Source organism: Stenotrophomonas sp. S4, assembly GCF_054187805.2.
On sequence record NZ_CM196188.1, the window covers coordinates 4750573 to 4771331 of the forward strand.

Here is a 20759-nt window from a genome sequence, read left to right on the forward strand (position 1 = left end):
GCATAGCCAGGCGCAGGTGCACGGGACGTGTCAGCCCGCATTGTCGTCCTCCTCCTCCTCCGGCGCGCCCAGCTGCTGCATCGGGTCCGGGGTCAGCTCCGGTGGCAGCGCGCGCTTGGCCTTGCTGCCCAGTTCGGCAAGCCGACGGGCGCGGCTGATGGCCGACTGCGGCGAATCGATCAGGCGATTGCGCGCATCGGCGTAGGCCTTGCCGGCATCATCCAGCTTCTTGCCCATGGCGGTGAAGTCCTGCAGGAACCCGGTCAGCGCGTCCAGCACCAGGCCACCGGCTTCGCTGATCTTCAGCGCTTGCTTCTGCACCTTGTCGCGCGTCCACAGGCGCTCGGCCACGCGCAGCAGCGCCATCAGGGTGTTGGGCGAGGCGAACACCACGCGGTTGTCGAAGGCGAACGCCTGCAGGCTGCCATCGGCGCCCAGTGCGGCCGACAAGGCACCTTCGATGGGAACGAAGGCGATGGTGATGTCCAGCGTCTCGCTGCCCAACGCCTTCGGATAGTTCTTCTCGCCCAGGTCCTTCACGTGCTGGCGCAGCGCAACCGCGTGCCGGCGCAAGGCGTCTTCGGACTGCTCCGGGGTGGTGGCATTCATGGCTTCCTGCCAGGCGATCAGGTTCACCTTGCTGTCGATCACCACGCTGCGCTCGTCGGGGAACTGCACCACCACGTCCGGTCGCAGGCGCGCACCTTCGTCATCCACGGCATGCTTCTGCCGCTGGTAGTGCACGCCCTCTTCCAGGCCCGATCCGCGCAGTACGTTGTCGAGCATCAGCTCGCCCCAGTCGCCGCGGACCTTGGCATTGCCCTTCAGCGCATTGGTCAGCGCCGAAGCCTGCGCGGCCATGTCCTGGTTGAGCGTCTTCAGTTCGCCCACCGCACCCAGCAGGCTGGCGCGCTGCCGCGCTTCCTCGCCATACAGGGTATCGACGCGGGTGCGGAAGTCGCCCAGCTTGTCGGCGAACGGCTTGAGCAGTCCCTCGATATCCGCGCGCGACTGCACCGTCGCCTGCCGCACGTTCTTCTCGAACTGCTGCCCACGTTCGTCGAACACCTTGCCGGCCAGTTCGGCGAAGGCGCCGGACAGCTTTTCCTTGGCCGTATCGAGATAGCTGCGCAGTTCGGCACTGGCGCGTTCGGAGTGCTGCAGATTGGCCACCGCGCGGGCATGTTCACCGTGCAGCTGCTGGTAGCGCTGCTGCGCCTGCTGCAGTTCGCTGCTGGTGTCCGCAACGGCAGCGCGCGCCTGCGCCAGGGCCGCTTCACGTTCGGCCAGCTGTGCTTCGCGGCTGGCCGACAGCGCCGCTTCGCGCTCCACCCGGGCGGTCAGCGTAGTGACGGCCTGCGCGTGCTGCTGGCTGCGGCTCCGTTCGTTTTCCAGTTCAGCGCCCAGCGCATCGAGGCGGCCGCGCAGCTGGCCGGCATCGACCAGGGCGAGGCGATGCTGTTCGCGCTCGCTGTCCAGTTGCCGCTGCAGTTCGCCGGACGGTGCACCGCCGGCACTGCGACGCCACAGCAGCAACAGCGTGACCAGGGTCGCCAGCAGCAGGACCACTGCCAGGATCAAGAGGACTTCGATATTCATGCGATCAGTTTAGCCCCGCTGCGCTAGGCTGGGTCGGTCCGCCCCGGAAGCCCCCATGCTCGCTCTGTACGGAAAGCCCACCTCCATCAACGTGCGCAAGGTGTTGTGGCTGTGCGCCGACCTCGACCTGCCACTTCACCACGAGCCAGAACCGCCGGCGGACCTGCTGGCCACGTTGAACCCGAACCGGCAGGTGCCGGTACTGCGCGATGGCGACTTCGTGCTGTGGGAATCCAACAGCATCTGCCGCTACCTGGCCGTACGCGCTGGCCGTGACGACCTGCTGCCCGGTACGGCGCAGGACCGCGCCCGGGTCGAGCAGTGGATGGACTGGCAGGCCAGCGACCTCAACAGCGCCTGGCGCCATGTATTCATGGCGCGCGTGCGCCAGCATCCGGACTATCCGGATGACGCCCGCGCCGAGGCCAGCCTGGCGCAGTGGAACCGGCTGATGGGTGTGCTTGATGCACAGCTGGCCGCTACCAGCGGCCATGTGGCGGGCAACACCTTCACTCTGGCCGACATCGTGCTCGGGCTATCGACCCAACGCTGGCGCAGCACGCCCGGCAACAAGCCCGTGCTGCCACACGTCGCGGCGTGGTTCGAACGCCTGCGACAGCAGCCGGGTTTCACCGAACACGTCGACAACGGCGTGGCCTGAGGCAGGGGTCAGATCCCTGTCCCAAGGGGAAAGGGATCTGACCCCAAGGGCGCGGGAACAACCGGTGTTACCAGCCTTCCAGCACGATCTTGCCCTTGGCGCGGTGGCTCTCCAGCAGTGCATGCGCGCGCCGCAGGTTGGCCGCCTCGATACGGCCGAAGTGCTCGCCCAGGGTGGTCTGCAGCACACCGGCATCGATCAGCTCGGCCACCCGGTTCAACAGGTCGTGCTGGCGCTGCATGTCGGCGGTGCGGTACAGCGGCCGGGTGAACATCGACTCCCAGTGCAGGGACAACGCCTTGCGCTTGAGCGCCATCACATCGACCTGGCCGGGATCATCGATCAGCCCCAGCTGGCCCTGCGGCGCCAGCAGTTCCACGATCTGCGCGTAGTGCTGGTCGGAGTGGGTCAGGCTGGCCACGTGCTGCACCTCGCTGATGCCCAGCCGCGCCAGGCCCTCGGCCAGCGGCAGGCTGTGGTCGATCACGTGATGCGCGCCCATCGCGTAGACCCAGTCCTGGGTATCCGGACGCGAGGCGGTGCCGATCACCGTCAGTTTCGTCAGCTTCCGCGCCAGCTGCACCAGGATCGAGCCGACACCACCGGCAGCACCGATCACCAGTAGGGTCTGGCCCTCGCCACCACCTTCCGGGATGCGCAGGCGGTCGAACAGCAGCTCCCACGCCGTGATCGCGGTCAGTGGCAGTGCGGCGGCGGCCGCATCATCGAGGCTGGCCGGCTTGCGGCCGACGCTGCGTTCGTCCACCAGCTGGTACTCGGCATTGCTGCCCGGGCGATCGATGACGCCGGCGTAGTAGACCGCGTCGCCGGGCTGGAACAGGGTCACCTCGCTGCCTACCGCGTCGACGATGCCGACCGCATCCCAGCCCAGCACGCGCGGGCCGTCGGTGGCCATGTTGCGGCGGACCTTGGTGTCGACCGGGTTCACCGCCACCGCGCGTACCGCCACGCGCAGGTCGCGCGGGCCGGGCTGCGGCAGCGCCAGTTCGATGTCGATCAGGGCCCGGGCATCATCGATCGGCAGGCCGGCGTGGGTGTAGGCAATGGCGCGCATGGCAGCGGTCCAGTGGGAAAGGAGGCGACAGGTTGCGCCGCGCGCGCTCCCGCAGAAAGGCGCAGAATCGGGCAGCACTTTCACTCTGGCAATGAAGATGATCCGCTTCGACGACCTGCAGCTGTTCGTCCGCACTGCCGCACTGGGCAGCTTCTCCCAGGCCGCCCGCGAAGCCGATCTGCTGCCCGGCCAGGTCGCCGCGGCGGTAGCACGGCTGGAGCGCGAGCTGGACCTGCGGCTGTTCGTGCGCACCACCCGCAGCCTGCGCCTGACCGGCGAAGGCGCGCTGTACCTGCCCTATGCACAGGAGGTACTGGCGACCCTGCGCGAGGGCCAGGCCCGCGTGCAGGGCGAAGACGCCGAACTGCATGGCACCCTGCAGCTGTCGACGCCGTCGGACTTCGGCCGCAACCTGCTGCTGCCGTGGTTGAGCGCGTTCCGCGCCGCGCACCCGCGGCTGCGCCTGCACCTGCGCCTGTCCGACGAGGTCGCCGACGTGTTCCGCGACCCGGTCGACGTGGCCATCCGCATCGGTCACTTCGACGACGCCAACTACGTGGCTTTGCCGCTGCTGGAAGGCAACCGGCGCGTGCTGGCCGCCTCGCCCGGCTATCTGCAGCGGCGTGGCACGCCCACGCGCCTGGAGGATCTGCGCGAGCACGACTGCCTGGTCTATCAACTCAATGGCCGCGCCTACGATCGCTGGTCCTTCGAGGTCGACGCACGCCGCACGGTGATTCCGGTGCGCGGCCCGCTGGTCTGCGACGACGCCGACGTGGTGCGGCGCTGGGCGGTGGCCGGCGAAGGCATCACCTACAAGTCCTGGCTGGACCTGCGCGAAGACGTGCGGGCCGGCCGCTTGCACCTGCTGCTCGACGGTGTTGGCAGCAGCATCCCGCTGCAGCTGGTATGCCCGCACCGCAAGCAGTTTTCGCCTGCGGTACGGCAACTGCATGCGCAGCTGCGCCAGCACCTGCAACCGCTGCTGTCTGGCATGCCCGATGGCCTCACCCGCCCACTGTCGCCAACGGCGGCACTGGCCGACAATGGCGGCCCCCCGTAACAAGAGAACGCCGCCATGCCGTGGATGGGCATCCAGGACCTGTGGACGTTTCTGGTCGCCGTGCTGGTGTTCCTCGCCCTGCCCGGCCCCGGCACCTTCACCCTGCTCACCGCCACCGGCCGTGGTGGCGTGCGCGGCGGCTATACCGCGCTGGCCGGCCTGCTGGTCGGCGACCAGATCCTGATGTGGCTGGCGTTGGCCGGCGTGGCGGCGCTGCTCAAGGCCAACCCGCTGGTGTTCCACGCAGTGCAGTACCTCGGTGCGGCCTACCTGGTATGGGTCGGCATCAGCCTGCTGCGAACGCCCAAGCACGAGGGCGGTGACGCTGGCCCGATCCGCATGCAGCCGGGCCGCTACTTCCAGCAGGCGATCCTGGTCAGCCTGCTCAACCCGAAGGCGATCCTATTCTACATGGCCTTCCTGCCATTGTTCATCGATCCCAAGGCACACCAGGGCATCGCCACATTCGCCGCGCTGGCCGGCATCATCCTGGTGGTCAGCATCGCCTACTGCTCGATGCTGATCGGCGTGGGCAACCTGGCCCGCCGCCGGCTGATCCAGCATCCGCGGATCAGCGACGCGCTGCGCCGCGTGGCCGGCCTGTTCCTGGTGGGGTTCGGCATCCGGTTGGGGCTGAACGGATGAAACCCTGGCCGGCGGCCATGGCCGCCCTGCTGCTTCTGGCCAACACCGCCGCGTCGGCGGCCAGCGCGCAGGACCATCGTTGCCTGAGCGGCGGTCGCAACGACAGCATCCACCTGGAATGGCGGTGGCTGGAGGATGGCCAGGCCGACGTTCGTTACGCCGGGCACCGCGAACGCCTGCGGCTGCGCCAGGTTTCGATGGAGACCACCGTGCTGGCCGAAGACCGCCCGTACCAGTTCGACAGCGTCTGGGAAGAGCGCATCAGTGGGCGCCTCAACGGCCGCTACCTGCTGAGCACGCAGGGCGCGCTGGTGCTGGACCTGAGCTATGAGCGTACCCGCGACGGACGTCGCACCACCTTCCACGAAGACGTCGAGGCCTGGCAGGAAGACGGCTGCCGCTGGCCCGGCAAGGTGGCCGAGTGAGCACCATGGACGACGACACCCTGCTGGAGCGCAGCTGGGAATATCGGGAGGAGACGCTGTACCGGCGGTTGTTCGGCAATACCGGGCCGGGCATCTATCCGATCGACATGGATCTGCTGCGCAACGTCTTCAAGCAGGAGCAGATCGACCCGCGCTGGCTGCATGTCGGCGTCAATGCCTGCCCTCCGCACGGTGATCGAAGGCACTGGATCTATGTCAGCTCCGGCCTGTCCAACCCTTGGGAAGGGCGGCACGAAGATGGCGATTCGGGGTTGGGCATCGAACTGATGCTTGAGACGCAGGAAGAAGCGACCTGGGCACTGACCACCTTGCGCTGGTTCACTGCGTACCACCTGCTGCTGTGCCACTCACGCATGCCCGGCAATCCGTTGGCGCCATGGGACCGGCTGAAGCTGGGGGGGCCGGTGGATCACGCAGGGAGCATGCTGCAGGCGGCCGTCTTCGTTCCGTCATTGCATTTCCCGGGACCCCAGCAACTGCCATCGGGACGATTCGACTTCCTGCAGCTGCTGCCGTTGACCCTGGACGAGCACGCGTTCGGCCGCGCGCAGGGCTTCGAAGTGCTGGTGGCCCAGTTGAGAACCCAAGGTGCGGCGCCGGTGGTCGATCCGCAGCGGGTCTGCATCGATCTGGCCCCTGCTCTCGCACTTCAATCGACTCCGGGCTCGCCTTGAGGGATCGAATCATTTCGAATCCTGCCAGAATTTGTGCCGATTCCGGCAGAATGCTCGGAGTACAGTCGCGCCGGTGACGCATCTGACCCACGTATGACCCCCGTCAGTGGTAATGCTGCGCTGCGTTCGGTCACACTCGGGAACTTGTCGTTCTTAGTCACCCCTTCCGAGGCCTGCATGTCCCTGTTCCGGCGCAAGTCCCTAGATTCCGTCACCGTCCACGAAGCCGGCAGGCGCCTGATCCCGACGCTCAGCTGGCCGCACCTGATCGCGCTGGGCATCGGTGCCATCGTCGGCACCGGCATCTACACGCTGATCGGCGTCGGTGCCAACCTGGCCGGCCCGGCGGTGCTGATCTCCTTCGCCATCGCCGGTGCGGTCTGCGCCTGTGCGGCGCTGTCCTACGCCGAGCTGTCGACGATGATGCCGGCCGCCGGCAGTGCCTACACCTACAGCTACAGCGCGCTGGGCGAGGTGTTCGCCTGGGTGGTGGGCTGGAGCCTGATCCTGGAGTACTCACTGGTGGTGAGTACGGTGGCGGTGGGCTGGTCCGGCTACTTCGTCGGCTTCCTCGAATGGGTCCACACCCAGTTCGGCTGGAACGTGCACCTGCCAGCCTGGCTCGCAGCCGGCCCGCACGTGGAAGGCGGCATGATCAACCTGCCGGCGATCGTCATCACCTGGCTGGTGGCCGGCATGCTGATGGCCGGCACCAAGGAAAGCGCCACCCTCAATGCCATCCTGGTGGTGTTCAAGCTGATCGCGCTGGCCATCTTCGTGGCCGTGGCCCTGCCCGCCTTCGACAGCGCCAACCTGCAGCCGTTCATGCCCTATGGCTTTGCCAAGTCGATGGGCCCTGATGGCGTCGAACACGGCGTAATGGCGGCGGCAGCGATCATCTTCTTCGCCTTCTACGGCTTCGATGCGATCTCCACCGCCGCCGAAGAAACCAAGAACCCGGGCCGCGACCTGTCGATCGGCATCATCGGCTCGATGATCGGCTGCACCATCGTCTACGTGCTGGTCGCGCTCGCGGCCGTTGGTGCGATGAGCTATGCAGTGTTCGGCCACAGCGCCGAGCCGCTGGCGCTGATCATGCGCCAGCTGGGTCACCCGACCGCGGCAATGGTGATCGGCGTGATCGCGATCATCGCGCTGCCGACCGTGCTGCTGGCCTTCCTGTACGGCCAGAGCCGCATCTTCTTCGTGATGAGCCGCGATGGCCTGCTGCCGCGTGGCCTGTCCAAGGTCAACGCGCGTACCGGCACGCCGGTGGCGACCACGCTGTTCACTGCGGTCGTGGTGTCGGCGCTGGCCGGCGTGGCACGCCTGGACGAGATCGCGGCACTGGCCAACGCCGGTACCCTGGCCGCGTTCACTGCAGTGGGCGTCTGCCTGGTGGTGCTGCGCCTGCGCGAACCGAACCGCGAGCGCAGCTTCCGTACACCGGCTGCTTTCGTGGTTGGCCCGCTGGCCGCGCTGGGCTGCATCTACCTGTTCCTCAGCCTGCCGCACAGCACGCAGCTGTACTTCCTGCTGTGGAACGTGGTCGGCCTGGTGCTGTACTTCCTGTACAGCCGCCGCCACGCGCTGATCGCGAAATAACCGGTTCACCGGTAGTGCCGGCCGCTGGCCGGCAACTCGGATCCTGTTGATACGGGCAATGCCGGCCAGCGGCCGGCACTACCGCAGGGCGTTTCACCCGCCCTGTTTTGCCGCGTAATCCTGCGCCTGGCGCATCACCCGCAGCAGGTTGCCGCCCCAGATGCCGGCAATCTGCTTCTCGGTATAGCCCTTGCGCAGCAGCCAGGCGGTGATCTTCGGCAGCTGGCTGACATCGGGCAGGTCACTCAGGCCGCCGCCACCATCCCAGTCCAGGCCGATCCCCACGTGCTCGGGGCCGACCACCTTGAGGATGTGCTCGAAGTGGGCGAAGAAGTCGTCCAGGCTGGCATGCCGCACCGGGTGCTCATGGTCCAGTGCCTGTTCGGCTTTCAACAGGGCCACGCCCTGCTCGATGCCCATCCCTTCCCAGCCGCCCAACTGCTTGCTCAGCGCTTCTTCGGCCTGCTTGCGCTCGGGCGTCTTCGCGGTGTCGATCAGGTAGCCGCCATACGCGTTCACCTGGATCACGCCACCGGCCTTGGCCAGCTTGCGCAGGCGCGCGTCATCCAGATTGCGCGGGTGGTCATACACGGCCTTGGCCGAGCTGTGCGACAGCACGAACGGCACCGGCATCATCGCCAGCAGGTCGTCGAACACCGCGTCCGAGGCATGCGACTGGTCGATCACGATGCCCAGCTTCACCGCTTGCCGCACCAGGTCCTTGCCCGCCGGGCTCAGGCCCTTCCACTCCGCGCCCTTGGGGTCGGTGGCCGAATCGGCGAACTCGTTGTTGGCGAAGTGCACGGTGCTGAGCAGGCGCAGGCCGGCGCGGTGGTAGAACGAAAGCAGGCTCGGGTCTTCCACCAGCGGGCTGGCGTTTTCCATGCTGATGTAGACCACGCGCTTGCCGGCGGCCTTGATCCGCGCCGCGTCATCGGCGGTCAGCGCCAGCGCGAAGCGCTCGGGATTGGCCGCCAGCATCTCGCGGATTTCCAACAACCGCTGCAGGCCGTGGTCACGCTCGGCCAGATGGGCCGCTGCGCTGCGATCGCCCTGATCGGTGTAGATCGCCCAGAAGCCACCGTCCAGCGCGCCTTCGACCATGCGCGGGTAGTCGACCTGCGAAAGCGCGTTGCGGTCGTGGCGCTGCTCGATGTCGAAGCCGCTGCGACCGAAGTTGGCCGGCGTATCCAGATGGCTGTCGAGGGTGACCAGGCGCTGTTGCAGCGCCTTGGCACGGGCCAGCTCCTGCGCGCTGAACTCAACGGCGTGGACGGACAGCGGCGCGCACAGCACCAGGGCAAGCATGACAGACAGGTGGCGCAACGAAGGCATGGGCTCTCACCGCGAATGGGAAGAGCCCGACCATAGCGCCGTGGCCACGCATTGGGTAGCGCCGGGCCGCGCCCGGCGAATCGCGAGGCTTCCACGCAGATCCGCCGGGCGTGAATCATGTTCACTGCCCGGCGGCCAGCTTCCCGCGCATTGCGATGCGTTCGCAAGAATGGCGCCCCATTGATCAGGTGGCGCGGCTCGGCTCTACATCGTCCCGCGGTCAGTCCACCACGCGGCAGAACACGGCCTTCAGGTAACGCGATTCCTGCACGTGGGCCATGAACGGATGGTCCGGACCCGCACCAGCGACCTTCAGGATCTGGATCGTGCGGCCGGAGAAGTAGGCCGCGCGGCGCAGCATGTCGAGGAACTGGTCCTCGGCCACCAGGCCGGTGCAGGAGAACGTGGCGAACAGGCCACCGGGCTTGACCACGCCCAGCGCCAGCTTGTTCATGTCCAGGTACTTCTTCAGCGCGGTGATCACCTGGTCGCGGTCGCGGGTCATCTTCGCCGGGTCCAGGATCACCACGTCGTACTGCTCGCCGCGGTTGGCGGCATCGCGCAGCCACGGGAAGATGTCGGACTGGATGAACTTCGGGCGCACGTTGTTCAGGCGCGAATTGCCCTTGGCGATCTGGATGACGTCTTCATCGATGTCGATGCCGACCACGTCCGAGGCGCCACGTGCTGCGGCGTACACGGCGAAACCACCGGTGTTGCAGCACAGGTCCAGCACGCTCTTGCCTTCGACCTGCTGGCTAAGCCATTCGCGGTTCTCGCGCTGGTCGGCGAAGAAGCCGGTCTTGTGCGCACCGGCCGGGTCGGCGCGGAACTTGATGCCGTACTCGGTGATCACCGACGCTTCGGTGGTGGTGTTGCCGTGGAAATCGAAGCTTTCCTGCTTCTGCACGTGCTCGTCGGCGAAACTGTGGAAGCGGCAGCCCGGGAACTGCTCGCGCAGGGCGTCGTAGATCCACTCGCGGTGGCGGAACATGCCGGCGGCGAAGAACTCGACCACCACCAGGTCGCCGTAGCGGTCGACCACCAGGCCGGACAGGCCATCGCCTTCGCTGTGCACCACGCGCCAGGCGTCGGACACCGCATCGAGCTTGAGCACCTCACGGCGCAGCGACACCGCCTGGGCGATCTTGCGCGAGAACCAGCCGGCATCCACCGGCACGTTCTGGTCGGTCTCGAGGATGCGCACGGCAATGCGCGAATGTCCATTGTAGAACCCGCGGCCAATGAACTCGCCATCAATGCCGACCACGTCGACGATGGAACCGGGCTTGGGCCGGACGGTCGGCTTCTCGACCAGTTTCTGGAAGATCCACGGGTGGCTGGAGCGCCACGCGTTCTTGAGGCGGACAATCGGAAGGGGGGTATTCATCCACCTATTGTAAACCGGGCGCCGGGGTCAGATCCCCGCAGGGGCTCTGGCCCCGGCCGGCATGCCAACCAAGGTTGGCGTCCACCAGAGCGGGGACCCCGGTCACCCGGTATTTGACGGCAGCCCGGCCAGGCCGCAGAATCGGCGCCAGAAGGGGAGTAGCTCCCAGACGTTGTCGCCGTCATTTCGAGCCCGCAGGCTCCGGTGCAACGGCAGTTCCAGCCGACTGGAACTGCGAGCGAGACCTTCGCCGTACTGGCGAAGCTCTGTCCCTGGATCCCCTCCCGATCCTCCGTTGCAGATCCTCGCCGTCCGGCCTGGCATTCATCTTTCCAACGGACATTCCCAATGCAGACGATCGGTAACGTGTGGTTGTGGGGCGGCTTCGCAGCGGTGGTGGTCATCGCCCTGCTGGTCGACCTCGTGTTGATGCGCCATGGTGGACCGCACAAGGTCACCTTCAAGGAGGCCCTGTGGTGGTCCATCGGCTGGGTCGCGCTGGCCCTGCTGTTCAATGCGGGCCTCTGGTACTACCTGAATGAGACCGCCGGCCAGGTCGTGGCCAACAAGGTCGGCCTCGAATTCCTGACCGGCTACCTGGTCGAGAAGGCGCTGGCGGTCGACAACATCTTTGTCTTCCTGATGATCATGAGCTACTTCGCGGTGCCGGAGGAGCAGCGCCAGAAGGTGCTGATCATCGGCATCCTGGGTGCGATCGTGCTGCGTACGATCATGATCTTCGCCGGCAGCGTGCTGATCAGCCAGTTCCATTGGCTGCTCTACGTGTTCGGTGCCTTCCTGCTGTTCACCGGCTGGAAGATGTGGTTCGCCGCCGGCCAGGAGCCCGACCTGGAGACCAACCCCGCCCTGCGCTGGATGCGCAAGCACCTGCGCCTGCTGCCGGACTACGCCGGCAACGCGCTGAGCGTGAAGCGCGATGGCGTGCGCTGGTTCACCCCGCTGTTCGCGGTGCTGATCCTGATCGCGGTCACCGACGTGATCTTCGCCGTGGACAGCATCCCGGCGATCTTCGCGATCACCACTGACCCGTTCATCGTGCTCACCTCCAACGTGTTCGCGGTGCTGGGCCTGCGTGCGATGTTCTTCCTGCTGGCCGGCATGGCCGACCGCTTCCACCTGCTGCCGTACGGCCTGGCGCTGGTACTGGGCTTCATCGGCATCAAGATGATGATCATCGACCTGTTCAAGATCCCGACCCCGGTCTCGCTGGGCGTGGTCGCCGTGATCATCGCCGCCACCGTGGTGCTGAGCCTGAAGTACCCGCCGAAGGAAGGCGAAGGCCAGGCCTGAACCTGACCGGCTGAACGGCGCGGCCGGTGGGATTGTCCCGCCGGCCGCACCCCACTCTCCCGCCGCGGTGGCCTTGGTTTCGCGCCAGCCACCGCCATTGCTGAGGTATGGACAACAACGCGCCCCTGCCCGCCGGCGACGTGCCGGCCCCCCGCAATGACCGCTCGCGCATCCTGCGGGCGTTCAATGTCAGCCTGGCCGCCGTGCTGGTGCTGGTGGCCGTGTTCGCCCTGCAAGGCACGTTCGACTGGCGACCGTGGGCGGTCGCACCGCTGGAAGCCAAGGGCCTGCTCGGCCTGATCGGCGGGCCGATGCTGCATGCCTCGGTCGAGCACATCGCCGCCAACAGCATCGCCATCCTGATTCTTGGCACCCTCGCCGGCAGCGTCTATCCGAAAGCCACCGTGCGCGCCCTGCCCCTGCTGTGGCTGGGTTCGGGCCTCGGTGCGTGGATGCTGGGCAATCCGGGCAGCGTGCATCTGGGCGCCAGTGGCGTGACCCATGGCCTGATGTTCCTGCTGGCCAGCCTGGGCCTGCTGCGCCGCGACCGTGCGGCGATCGCCACCGGCCTGATCGGCATGCTGTTCTACGGCGGCATGCTGATGACCATCCTGCCGCACGCCGACGGCGTGTCCTGGCAGTCGCACATGGGCGGGGCCTTCGCCGGCATCATCGCCGCGCTGCTGTTCCGCAACGCCGATCCGCTGCCGCCGCGCCAGCGCTACAGCTGGGAAGACGAAGAAGACGAGGCCGAGCCGCTGGCCGATGACGAGCTGGAGCCGCCGTCACCGCAGCGCGTGCCGGTGCTGTGGCAGCCGCGCGAGGGCCAGGACTACGTGGTGATCCCGTTCCGCCGCCCGGACGAGCCGCGCGGCTGAGCGATGGTAGTGCCGGCCGCTGGCCGGCAACCTCATGAACCGGTAGTGGCCGACCTTGGTCGGCACTCCTGCCGTGTGCCAACCAAGGTTGGCATCTACCAGAGTCCGTCAGTTCGCCGCATTCGCCGCCGTGCCCATCCCGTCCACCGCCTGCCGGCCGAGCGCAGGATCATCGGTGAAGAAGGCATCGATGCCGGTCGCAAGGTAGGCGCGCATCTCGGCGATCGAGCCTTCCGCGTTGCGCGCAGTGTCGGCACCCTTGCGCAGGTTGCTGGGCTGGAAGTGGTTCTCCGGGCGGAAGGTGTACGGAATCACCATCAGTCCGGCCGCGTGTGCATCACGTACCAGCGATGTCGGCGTGCCCAGCGCGCCCTTGGCATCCAGCGGAATGATCGAGCGCAGCTCGGGGCCGATGCCATCGGCGTAGCCGGCGATGTCCTTCAGGCCGGCCGGGGTCATCATCTGTGCGTAGGTCAGCGTGCCGCCGGCCTTGGCGATGTCGGCCGGCTGGGTATCGCCCTTCCACAGCAGCTGCAGCAGGCGGATGTTGCTGCCCCGGCCGATCTTGCCGTGCAGGTAGCGCAGGTTGGCGGTCTCGAACGACTGGATGGTGACCGGACCGACGTTCGTATACGCGTTGCCACGCAGCGCGGCCAGCAGCTTGTCCTCCATCGGCAGGCCGATGGACTGGAAGTAGGTCGGGTGCTTGATCTCCGGCACCAAGCCGATGCCGCGGTTGGCGCGCCCGGCCTGCTGCACCAGGAAGGCCAGGATCTCGTCCAGGCTGGCGATGCGGAACTGGCCGTCGTAGGCGGTGCTGCGCAGTTCCGGCAGGCGCTCACGTGCGTACAGGGTCTTCAGCTCGGCCAGGGTGAAGTCTTCGGTGAACCAGCCGTCGACCTTCTGCCCGTCGATCACCTTGCTGGTGCGGCGGCTGGCGAACTCCGGATGCGAGGCGACGTCGGTGGTGCCACCGATCTCGTTCTCGTGGCGGGCCACCATCACCCCGTCCTTGGTCATGACCAGGTCCGGTTCGATGTAGTCGGCGCCATCGGCGATGGCCTGCGCATACGAGGCCAGGGTGTGCTCGGGCAGCAGTGCGCTTGCCCCGCGATGGCCGTAGACCGACACCTTGGGTGCGGCCGGGGTGGAGGATTCAGCACTCATGGCCACCGATGGTGCCACGGCCAGCGACAACAGCAACGCACAACCCCACGACTTCACTGCGACTTCCCCAAGCGGTATGTGATGGGCGTCAGTATGAGGCGGCAATGTGACAGGTGGGGGACCTGGGGTCGGATCCCCGAAGGGGCTCCGACCCCTGCCTACTTCCCGATGCAGAAGCTAGAGAAGATCCTTCCCAGCAGGTCATCGGCACTCATCTGCCCGGTGATCTCGCCCAGTGCGTCATGCGCCAGCCGCAGTTCCTCGGCGGCCAGCTCCAGATGTTCATGCGCCAGCTCACCGTCGGCGCGCTGTGCATGCTCCTGCGCACGCTCGATCGCATCCACATGGCGCGTGCGCGCGGAGAATTCGCCGTCCACCTGCTCGCCTGCCCCGGCCGAGGCGATCGAACGCAGGCGCGCGTGCAGATCTTCGAGCCCGGCGCCGGTGGCGGCCGAGACGAACACGCGGTCCGGATCGTCCAGCGCCGGCAGCACATCCAGCAGGTCCGACTTGTTGTGGATGTAGACCTTGTGCGGCACCGCCGCCACGGCATCGCCCAGCACCACTTCACCGGCCGCCGGATCGCGCGCATCCAGCACGATCAGCGCCAGGTCGGTGCGCTCGATTTCCACGTGCGCTCGGCGCATGCCTTCGCGTTCGATGGCGTCGCCGCCGTCGCGCAGGCCAGCGGTGTCGACCAGGGTCAGCTCCAGGCCATCCAGACGGATGGTCTCGCGCAGCGTGTCGCGGGTGGTGCCGGCGATGTCGGTGACGATGGCGCGCTCGCTGCCGGCCAGCGCATTGAGCAATGAACTCTTGCCGGCATTCGGCGGACCGATCAGCACCGCATGCAGGCCATCGCGCAGGCGACGGCCGCGTTCGGCATCCCGCCGCAGCAGAGCAAGATCGCCGCGCGCCTGTTCCAGGCCACGGCGCACCTGTGCGCCACCGAGGGTATCCAGCGGTTCGTCGGCGAAGTCGATGGCCGCTTCCACATGGATGCGCAGCAGCACCAACTGTTCGACCACGGCCTCGATGCGGCGCGAGAACACGCCGTCCAGCGAACGGCGTGCAGCGCGCGCGGCACGGTTGTCGCCCGCCGCGATCAGGTCGGCGATGGCCTCGGCCTGGGCCAGGTCCAGCTTGCCGTTGAGGAACGCCCGTTCGCTGAACTCACCAGGCCGCGCCTGGCGCGCACCGAGCGCGATGCAGCGCGCGACCAGCTGCTGCAGCAGCACCGGGCTGCCGTGACCCTGCAGTTCCACCACCTCTTCGCCGGTGAAGCTGTTCGGCGCCGGGAACCACAGCACGATGCCATCGTCGATCACCTCATCGTCGGCATCGCGCAGGCGTGCGTAGTGCGCATGACGCGGGCGCAGCGCGGGCGCACCCAGCGCGTTGGCGATGGCCGCAGCGCGCGGGCCGGACAGGCGCAGCAGGCCGACGCCGCCGGCACCGGGTGCGCTGGCGATGGCTACGATGGTGTCAGTGCGAAAGGTATCGTCCATCGCTCAAAGCTTCTCCAGCTGCGCGCGCGCCTGTGCGGCACCGCTGCCCTGCGGCTGCAGCGCCAGGTAGGTGGTATAGGCCTGCTTGGCCTTGGCCTTGTCGCCTGCGTTGAAGTAGGCATCGCCCAGGTTCAGATGGGCGACCGCGCGCGACGGATCGATCTTCAGCGTGTTCTCCAGCCAGCGCGCCGCTTCGGCGTAGCGCTGCTGACGGTAGTAGACGAAGCCGAGGTTGTTCGCCGCCTGGGCGAAATCGGGGCGCAGCTTCAGCGCTTCGGTGAACTGCGCGGCCGCTTCGTCGTACTGCTTCTCGCGGTACAGCTGCAGGCCGCGGTCGTTGGCCTGCTGCGCGCGCTGGCGGTCGGACGCCGGGCCGGCGGTGGGCACCACCAGCTTGGCCTTGCCACCCTGCAGGTCGGCCACGGTCACCGGCGCCTGGCTGCCCTTGGCCTCGCTGGCCGCATCCACCTTGTTGTTCAGCGCGATCGCATCGGCGGTCAGCTGGCGCGTATCGGCGTTGAGGAATTCCTGGCTGTCCGGCACCTGGAACACGAACTCACCGCCCTGCGAGCCGGGCAGGCTGCCGAAGGCCGGGGTCTGGTGCGAGACCGCCGAAACTGCCGGTGCCACGTAGGCGGCCAGCTCGGTACCGGTGATCAGGCCGTCGCCGTTGAGGTCGCCCTTGCCGGCCAGCGCCTGCAGCAGCACCCAGGTGAATACCGAGTGGCCGTTGGGGCCGGCATCGGCCACCTGCTGGTCGGCACCACCGGCGGTCAGCATCTGCCGCGCGCTGCGACGCGCGTTCTCGCGCAGGAACGACGACGACGAGGGGCCACCACGGGTCAGGCCCAGGCCGCTGTAGCAGGCATCCATCACGAACATCACATGCTTGGCCTGCATGCTCTCGGCGATGTTCTGGATGTCGGTCATCGCGATGGCGTCGGTAGCGAATTCCTTCGGGTCCGAATCGACCGGAATGATGTAGCCGAGGTCGCGCCCGGAGGCGAGCTGGCGGGTCGCGCCATGGCCGGCGAAGAACACGAACACGCGGTCGTTCTTGCCGGTGCGGTCGTCGGCCAGGCGGTCGTGGAAGGCGGCCAGGATGTTGTTGCGGGTCGCCTGCTCGTTCTTCAGCACGATCACCTGCGAGGACGGGAAGCCGAACTGCCCGGTCAGGGTATCGGCCACCGCCTGTGCGTCATGGCTGGCGTATTCCAGCTTCGGCCACTTGGCATAGTTGTCGATGCCGACCACGATCGCCCAGGACTTCTCGTAGCCGGTGGTGACCGTGGCGGCACCGGCATCACCCTTGCGCGCACGGGCAACGGTGAAGTCGCGGCCGTTCCAGCCGGCGAACTGGTAACCATCGGCGATCAGCCGGTCGAGGATCTGCGGCAGCGCCTTCACCGCACGATCGTGGATGTCGTGGAACAGGATGATGCCGCGCTGTTCCTTGTTCACCTGGTCGAGTACGCGTTGCACGATCGACTCCGGCACCGGGTCGGCCCAGTCCATCGAGTCGATGTTCCACATGATCGACTTCAGCCCGGCCTCGTTGAGCAGTTGCAGGCCCTCGGCATTGCGCGCGCCGTACGGGAAGCGGAACAGGGGCGCGCGCTTGCTGTCGACATCCTTCAGCAGCGTGTCGGTGTCGAGCACCTGCTGGCGCAGCGCGTCACCGGTGGTGCGCGACAGCTGGGCGTGGGTCAGGCTGTGGTTGCCGACCGCATAGCCCTCTTCCATCAGGTTGCGGCTGATCTTCGCCATCGGGCCGAGGCTGACCTTTCCGTCGGCCTCGACCTTGCCCAGGTTGCGGCCCACCTCGAAGAACACGCCCGGCACGTCGTAGCGCTTGAGGATGGCCACCACTTCATCGGTATAGGCCTTGTGCGGGCCATCGTCGAAGGTCAGCACCACGGTCTTGGCCGGCAGGTCGCGGCCGAAGATCTCGCGGTCGCTGTCCTTCATCGACATCGGGTACGGCTCGATCACGCCATAGTCGCGCAGGATCGCTTCGCGGCTGTAGTCCTTGTGCAGGTGGGCGATGTAGTCGTCCCACTTCTCGCGCTTCAGTTCGATGGCGCGGGTGCGCTCGAAGCGGCTGAAGATGCGGGTCAGTTCCTGGTTGTAGTTGCGCTCGATCTCATCGAGCGCCTCCAGGTCCTCACCGATGCGCTGGTGCAGTTTCACCGCCGGCAGCGACGAATCAGTGCCGACCCGCTCATGCAGATCACGCAGCACTTCGCGGAAGGCCAGGCGATCGGCATCGAACAGTTCCGGCGCAGATTCGATGTAGTCCAGCACGGTGCCGAGGGTGGCGAAGCGCTGCGGACTGGAACCGCGCAGCAGGGTGTCGAACTGCTCGGCGATCGCCGTGCGCTGTTCCAGGCCATCGTGGAACAGCTGCTGGCCGACGCGCGTGGAGGTGCCGCGGTCGGCGGCCGACTGCTGTTCCTCGTCGGCCAGCAGCACGATGATCCGGCGGTAGCCGTCGAGCTGCTTCTGCAGCGCCGCCAGCAGCGGTGCAGCGGCCGGATCGGCGGCCGCCGCGGCCTGCGCGCTCGGCTGGGTGACGGTGGTCGTCGGTGCCTTCGCGTCCTTGTCGCCACAGCCGGCAACGACCAGGGTCAACAACAACGAGGGCAGGAACAGGCGGAACGACGACGCACGCGGCATGGCGGACTCGATGGATGCAGGAACAGTGTGCCGGCGATTCTAACGCCGCATGCGAAAAGCCCGCCTTGCGGCGGGCTTCTGCGGGGGCCAGCCGGCCAGCGGCCGGCTCTACCGATTACTTCTTCTTGACCGGGGCCGGCGCGGTGGTGGCCGGGACCGGCTCGCCGCCATGGCGCTTGGTCATCCACCACTGCTGCAGCAGGCCCAGGCCGCCGTTGACCACCCAGTACAGCACCAGGCCGGACGGCATGAAGGCCATCATGACGCCGAACACCAGCGGCATGAACTGCATCATCTTCTGCTGCATCGGGTCCATGCCCGGTGCCGGGGTCAGCTTCTGGGTGAACCACATCACCGCCACGTTGATCACCGGCAGGATGAAGTACGGGTCGCGTGCGGTCAGGTCCTGGATCCAGCCGAACCAGGGCGCCTGGCGCAGTTCGACCGATTCCACCAGCACCCAGTACAGAGCGAAGAAGATCGGCATCTGGATGAGGATCGGCAGGCAGCCGCCCATCGGATTGATCTTTTCCTTCTTGTACAGCTCCATCATCGCGGTCTGGAACTTCTGGCGGTCGTCGCCATAGCGTTCCTTCAGCTGCGCGATGCGCGGCTGGAAGCGGCGCATCTTGGCACCGCTCTTGTACTGGGTCGCCGACAGCGGGTACAGCACCAGCTTCAGCAGCACCACCAGGCCGACGATCGCCCAGCCCCAGTTGCCCACCAGCTTGTGCACCTGGTTCAGCACCCAGAACAGGCCCTGGCCAATCACCGCCATCATCGAGAAGCGGCTGTAGTCGACCACGCGGTCCAGGCCCGGCACGTCTTCCTTGGCAATCAGGTTCACCAGCTTCGGGCCGACCCACAGGCGGGCCTCGGTGCTGGTGGACTGGCCCGGGGCCACGGTGAAGGCCGGGCCACGCGCTTCGATCAGGTCACGACCGGCTACCTGCGACAGCACGTAGTGCGCGGTCTGGTCCTTCTGCGGGATCCAGGCGGTGAAGAAGTGGTGCTGCAGCATCGCCAGCCAGCCGCCGGTGATGTTCTGGTTCAGCGTGCCGTCGTCCAGGTAGTCCTTGAACGCACGACGCTGGTACTTCTTGTCGTTGTCGTACCAGGTGGCGCCGTTGAAGCTGAACGAATCCGGGTTGGTCATGCTCCGCGACAGGATGGTCGGGGTGCGGTCCAGGGTGCGGTAGACGTAGCCGTTCCACGGTGCGGCACCGGCATTGCTGACTTCGTCCTTGAAGCGCACGGCGTACTCGTTGCGCGAGACGGTCAGGGTGCGCTTGATGGTCACGCCGTTGTCGGCGGTCCACACGAACGGGATCTGCAGTTCGTTCTGGCCCTTGGCCAGCACGAAGTCGCGGGTGTCACCGACCAGCTTGAAGCCGTCAGCGCCGGGAACCGGGGTGTTCTTGTCTTCGCTGGCCCAGCCACTGATCGCGCTGTACGGATGCGCGGGGTCTTCGGTCAGCAGGCGTACCGGCGGGCTGCCTTCGTCCTTGGTCTGCGGGAACTGCAGCAGCTCGGCATCGAGCACGCGGCCGCCGTCCAGTACCAGGCGCAGCACGTCGGTGGTGACGGTCACGCGCTGGCTGGCCGGGGTGGCACTGGCCTGGGCCTGCACAGCGGCCTGGCCCGGGGCACCCGGGACCTGCGCGCTGGGGATGCTGCCCGGGGTCGCGCCCGGAACACTCTGTGCAGCAGCCGGGGCCGACGTGGTCGTCGGTGCCGGGGGCGGAGCAGCCTTTTCACGGCTCCACTCCATCCACAGCAGCACGGCCACCATCAGCCAGGCAAAAATGAGGAATACGCGGGTCTGGTTCATCAGCGGACAGGCTCGGCGGGGCCGGGACGCGATGCCGGCTCGGTCAAAGAAGGAGTTGCGATGCCATCAGGCGGCGGCATTGTGCCGTCCACGCCCGGCGCGGGCAATGCACGCAGGCGACGCAGCAGGCGCAGGAAGGCCTGGCGGATCTCGTCGTTGCTGGCGGAACGCGCAGCACTACGAGCCACGACGACGAAGTCGCCTGGCTGGATTTCGGTACGTGTCTGACGCAGGATGTCGCGCAGGACACGCTTGATCCGGTTACGCCCAACGGCGTTCGGATCAACCTTGCGGGAAACCGCCAGACCCAGCCTGGCCGGCCGGTCAGCCGGCAGCCAGTGCAGGGTCATCAGCGGATCGGACACACGGCGGGCGCCGTTGAAGACCGTTGAATATTCGGCACGCGTGCGAACCCGCGCAGAGCGAGGGAATCGCTTGCGCGGGTCTGCAGTATTCACTGTCGAAGGGATTGCGTCTGCCGCGAGGTGCGGCATGGCAATCAGGCGCTCAGGACTTTGCGGCCCTTGGCGCGGCGACGCGACAGGATCTTGCGGCCGTCAGCGGTCTTCATACGGGCACGGAAGCCGTGGTCGCGCTTACGCTTGAGGTTGCTGGGCTGGTAGGTGCGCTTCGTGGCCATTGGGGGCCTCTCGTATGAATGGGACGGAAAGAACCGGAAATTCTAGAGAGGTACCCTACCCCGCGTCAACCCCTGGCAGCTACGCGAATTCACTGGGCTGTGCAATAGCTGTGGATGTTTTTGTGAATAAGTAGGGGACAAGCATTCCGAAGGCGGGCGCTCGGTGGTAGTCTGAGCCATCCATTTCCCCCCTTTCCGGCCTGTGTTTGGGCGCCTTGTCGCGTCCATGCCCCGGCCACCGGACGATTATTGCTG

Annotated in this window: 18 protein-coding genes; 8 read left to right on the plus strand and 10 right to left on the minus strand. The window is 67.0% G+C overall.

Annotation, left to right across the window (positions count from 1 at the left end):
• Nucleotides 1–30 precede the first annotated feature (30 nt).
• Nucleotides 31–1599 carry a DNA recombination protein RmuC gene (locus ACUZUJ_RS22075; RefSeq protein ID WP_458220302.1) on the minus strand — a complete coding sequence of 523 codons (1569 nt, stop codon included), beginning with the start codon at nt 1597–1599 and terminating at the stop codon, nt 31–33.
• 55 nt (nt 1600–1654) lie between these two features.
• Here ACUZUJ_RS22075 and ACUZUJ_RS22080 point away from each other — a divergent pair, with 55 nt between their 5' ends.
• Nucleotides 1655–2260, plus strand: a complete 606-nt coding sequence (locus ACUZUJ_RS22080; protein ID WP_458220301.1) for a glutathione S-transferase family protein — start codon at nt 1655–1657, stop codon at nt 2258–2260.
• A gap of 67 nt (nt 2261–2327) precedes the next feature.
• Here ACUZUJ_RS22080 and ACUZUJ_RS22085 read toward each other — a convergent pair whose 3' ends face one another.
• Nucleotides 2328–3335 carry a zinc-binding alcohol dehydrogenase family protein gene (locus tag ACUZUJ_RS22085; protein ID WP_458220300.1) on the minus strand — a complete coding sequence of 336 codons (1008 nt, stop codon included), beginning with the start codon at nt 3333–3335 and terminating at the stop codon, nt 2328–2330.
• A 91-nt stretch (nt 3336–3426) separates the two neighbouring features.
• Between ACUZUJ_RS22085 and ACUZUJ_RS22090 the strand changes: the two genes are divergently transcribed.
• The 5 genes from ACUZUJ_RS22090 to ACUZUJ_RS22110 all read left to right on the plus strand — a co-directional run bounded on the left by ACUZUJ_RS22090 (nt 3427) and on the right by ACUZUJ_RS22110 (nt 7768).
• Nucleotides 3427–4398 carry a LysR family transcriptional regulator gene (locus ACUZUJ_RS22090; protein WP_458220299.1) on the plus strand — a complete coding sequence of 324 codons (972 nt, stop codon included), beginning with the start codon at nt 3427–3429 and terminating at the stop codon, nt 4396–4398.
• Nucleotides 4399–4413: 15 nt separating this feature from the next.
• Nucleotides 4414–5043, plus strand: a complete 630-nt coding sequence (leuE, locus tag ACUZUJ_RS22095; protein WP_005411716.1) for a leucine efflux protein LeuE — start codon at nt 4414–4416, stop codon at nt 5041–5043.
• Entirely contained in the window at nt 5040–5468 is a 429-nt protein-coding gene (locus ACUZUJ_RS22100; protein WP_432593226.1) for a hypothetical protein, read from the plus strand. Before leuE ends, ACUZUJ_RS22100 begins: the two co-directional genes overlap by 4 nt.
• Before the next feature lie 5 nt (nt 5469–5473).
• Nucleotides 5474–6163: a suppressor of fused domain protein gene (locus ACUZUJ_RS22105; RefSeq protein ID WP_458220298.1), complete on the plus strand. Its 690-nt coding sequence runs from the start codon at nt 5474–5476 to the stop codon at nt 6161–6163.
• Nucleotides 6164–6340: 177 nt separating this feature from the next.
• Nucleotides 6341–7768: an amino acid permease gene (locus ACUZUJ_RS22110; protein WP_049446828.1), complete on the plus strand. Its 1428-nt coding sequence runs from the start codon at nt 6341–6343 to the stop codon at nt 7766–7768.
• 93 nt (nt 7769–7861) lie between these two features.
• On the opposite strand, the gene ACUZUJ_RS22115 is transcribed toward ACUZUJ_RS22110, so the two are convergent.
• Together ACUZUJ_RS22115 and ACUZUJ_RS22120 are read right to left on the minus strand one after the other, a co-directional pair.
• Nucleotides 7862–9103 (minus strand): dipeptidase, encoded by a 1242-nt coding sequence (locus tag ACUZUJ_RS22115; protein WP_458220297.1) that lies wholly within the window; start codon nt 9101–9103, stop codon nt 7862–7864.
• 220 nt (nt 9104–9323) lie between these two features.
• Nucleotides 9324–10493, minus strand: a complete 1170-nt coding sequence (locus ACUZUJ_RS22120; RefSeq protein WP_164161470.1) for a class I SAM-dependent rRNA methyltransferase — start codon at nt 10491–10493, stop codon at nt 9324–9326.
• A gap of 348 nt (nt 10494–10841) precedes the next feature.
• On the opposite strand from ACUZUJ_RS22120, the gene ACUZUJ_RS22125 reads away from it, so the two are divergent.
• Together ACUZUJ_RS22125 and ACUZUJ_RS22130 are read left to right on the plus strand one after the other, a co-directional pair.
• A complete protein-coding gene (locus ACUZUJ_RS22125; protein ID WP_010487446.1) occupies nt 10842–11804 on the plus strand; it encodes a TerC family protein in 963 nt (320 codons plus the stop codon).
• 107 nt (nt 11805–11911) lie between these two features.
• Complete coding sequence (locus ACUZUJ_RS22130; protein ID WP_014039034.1) at nt 11912–12682, plus strand: rhomboid family intramembrane serine protease; 771 nt, start codon at nt 11912–11914, stop codon at nt 12680–12682.
• A gap of 108 nt (nt 12683–12790) precedes the next feature.
• Here the strand turns inward: ACUZUJ_RS22130 and ACUZUJ_RS22135 are convergent, their stop codons facing one another.
• The 6 genes from ACUZUJ_RS22135 to rpmH all read right to left on the minus strand — a co-directional run bounded on the left by ACUZUJ_RS22135 (nt 12791) and on the right by rpmH (nt 20504).
• Nucleotides 12791–13906, minus strand: coding sequence for a glycerophosphodiester phosphodiesterase (locus ACUZUJ_RS22135; RefSeq protein ID WP_101766354.1), 1116 nt, complete (start codon nt 13904–13906; stop codon nt 12791–12793).
• 101 nt (nt 13907–14007) lie between these two features.
• A complete protein-coding gene (mnmE, locus tag ACUZUJ_RS22140) occupies nt 14008–15357 on the minus strand; it encodes a tRNA uridine-5-carboxymethylaminomethyl(34) synthesis GTPase MnmE (RefSeq protein WP_458220296.1) in 1350 nt (449 codons plus the stop codon).
• A 3-nt stretch (nt 15358–15360) separates the two neighbouring features.
• Nucleotides 15361–18033, minus strand: a complete 2673-nt coding sequence (locus ACUZUJ_RS22145; protein WP_458220295.1) for a polysaccharide deacetylase family protein — start codon at nt 18031–18033, stop codon at nt 15361–15363.
• Nucleotides 18034–18148: 115 nt separating this feature from the next.
• The gene (yidC, locus tag ACUZUJ_RS22150; protein WP_101766358.1) at nt 18149–19864 is read right to left on the minus strand and encodes a membrane protein insertase YidC; all 1716 of its coding nucleotides are present in this window, start codon (nt 19862–19864) and stop codon (nt 18149–18151) included.
• Nucleotides 19864–20358 (minus strand): ribonuclease P protein component, encoded by a 495-nt coding sequence (rnpA, locus tag ACUZUJ_RS22155; RefSeq protein WP_074725861.1) that lies wholly within the window; start codon nt 20356–20358, stop codon nt 19864–19866. The genes yidC and rnpA overlap by 1 nt, the downstream gene beginning before the upstream one ends.
• 5 nt (nt 20359–20363) lie before the next feature.
• Complete coding sequence (rpmH, locus tag ACUZUJ_RS22160) at nt 20364–20504, minus strand: 50S ribosomal protein L34 (protein WP_005411729.1); 141 nt, start codon at nt 20502–20504, stop codon at nt 20364–20366.
• Between the last annotated feature and the right edge of the window lie 255 nt (nt 20505–20759).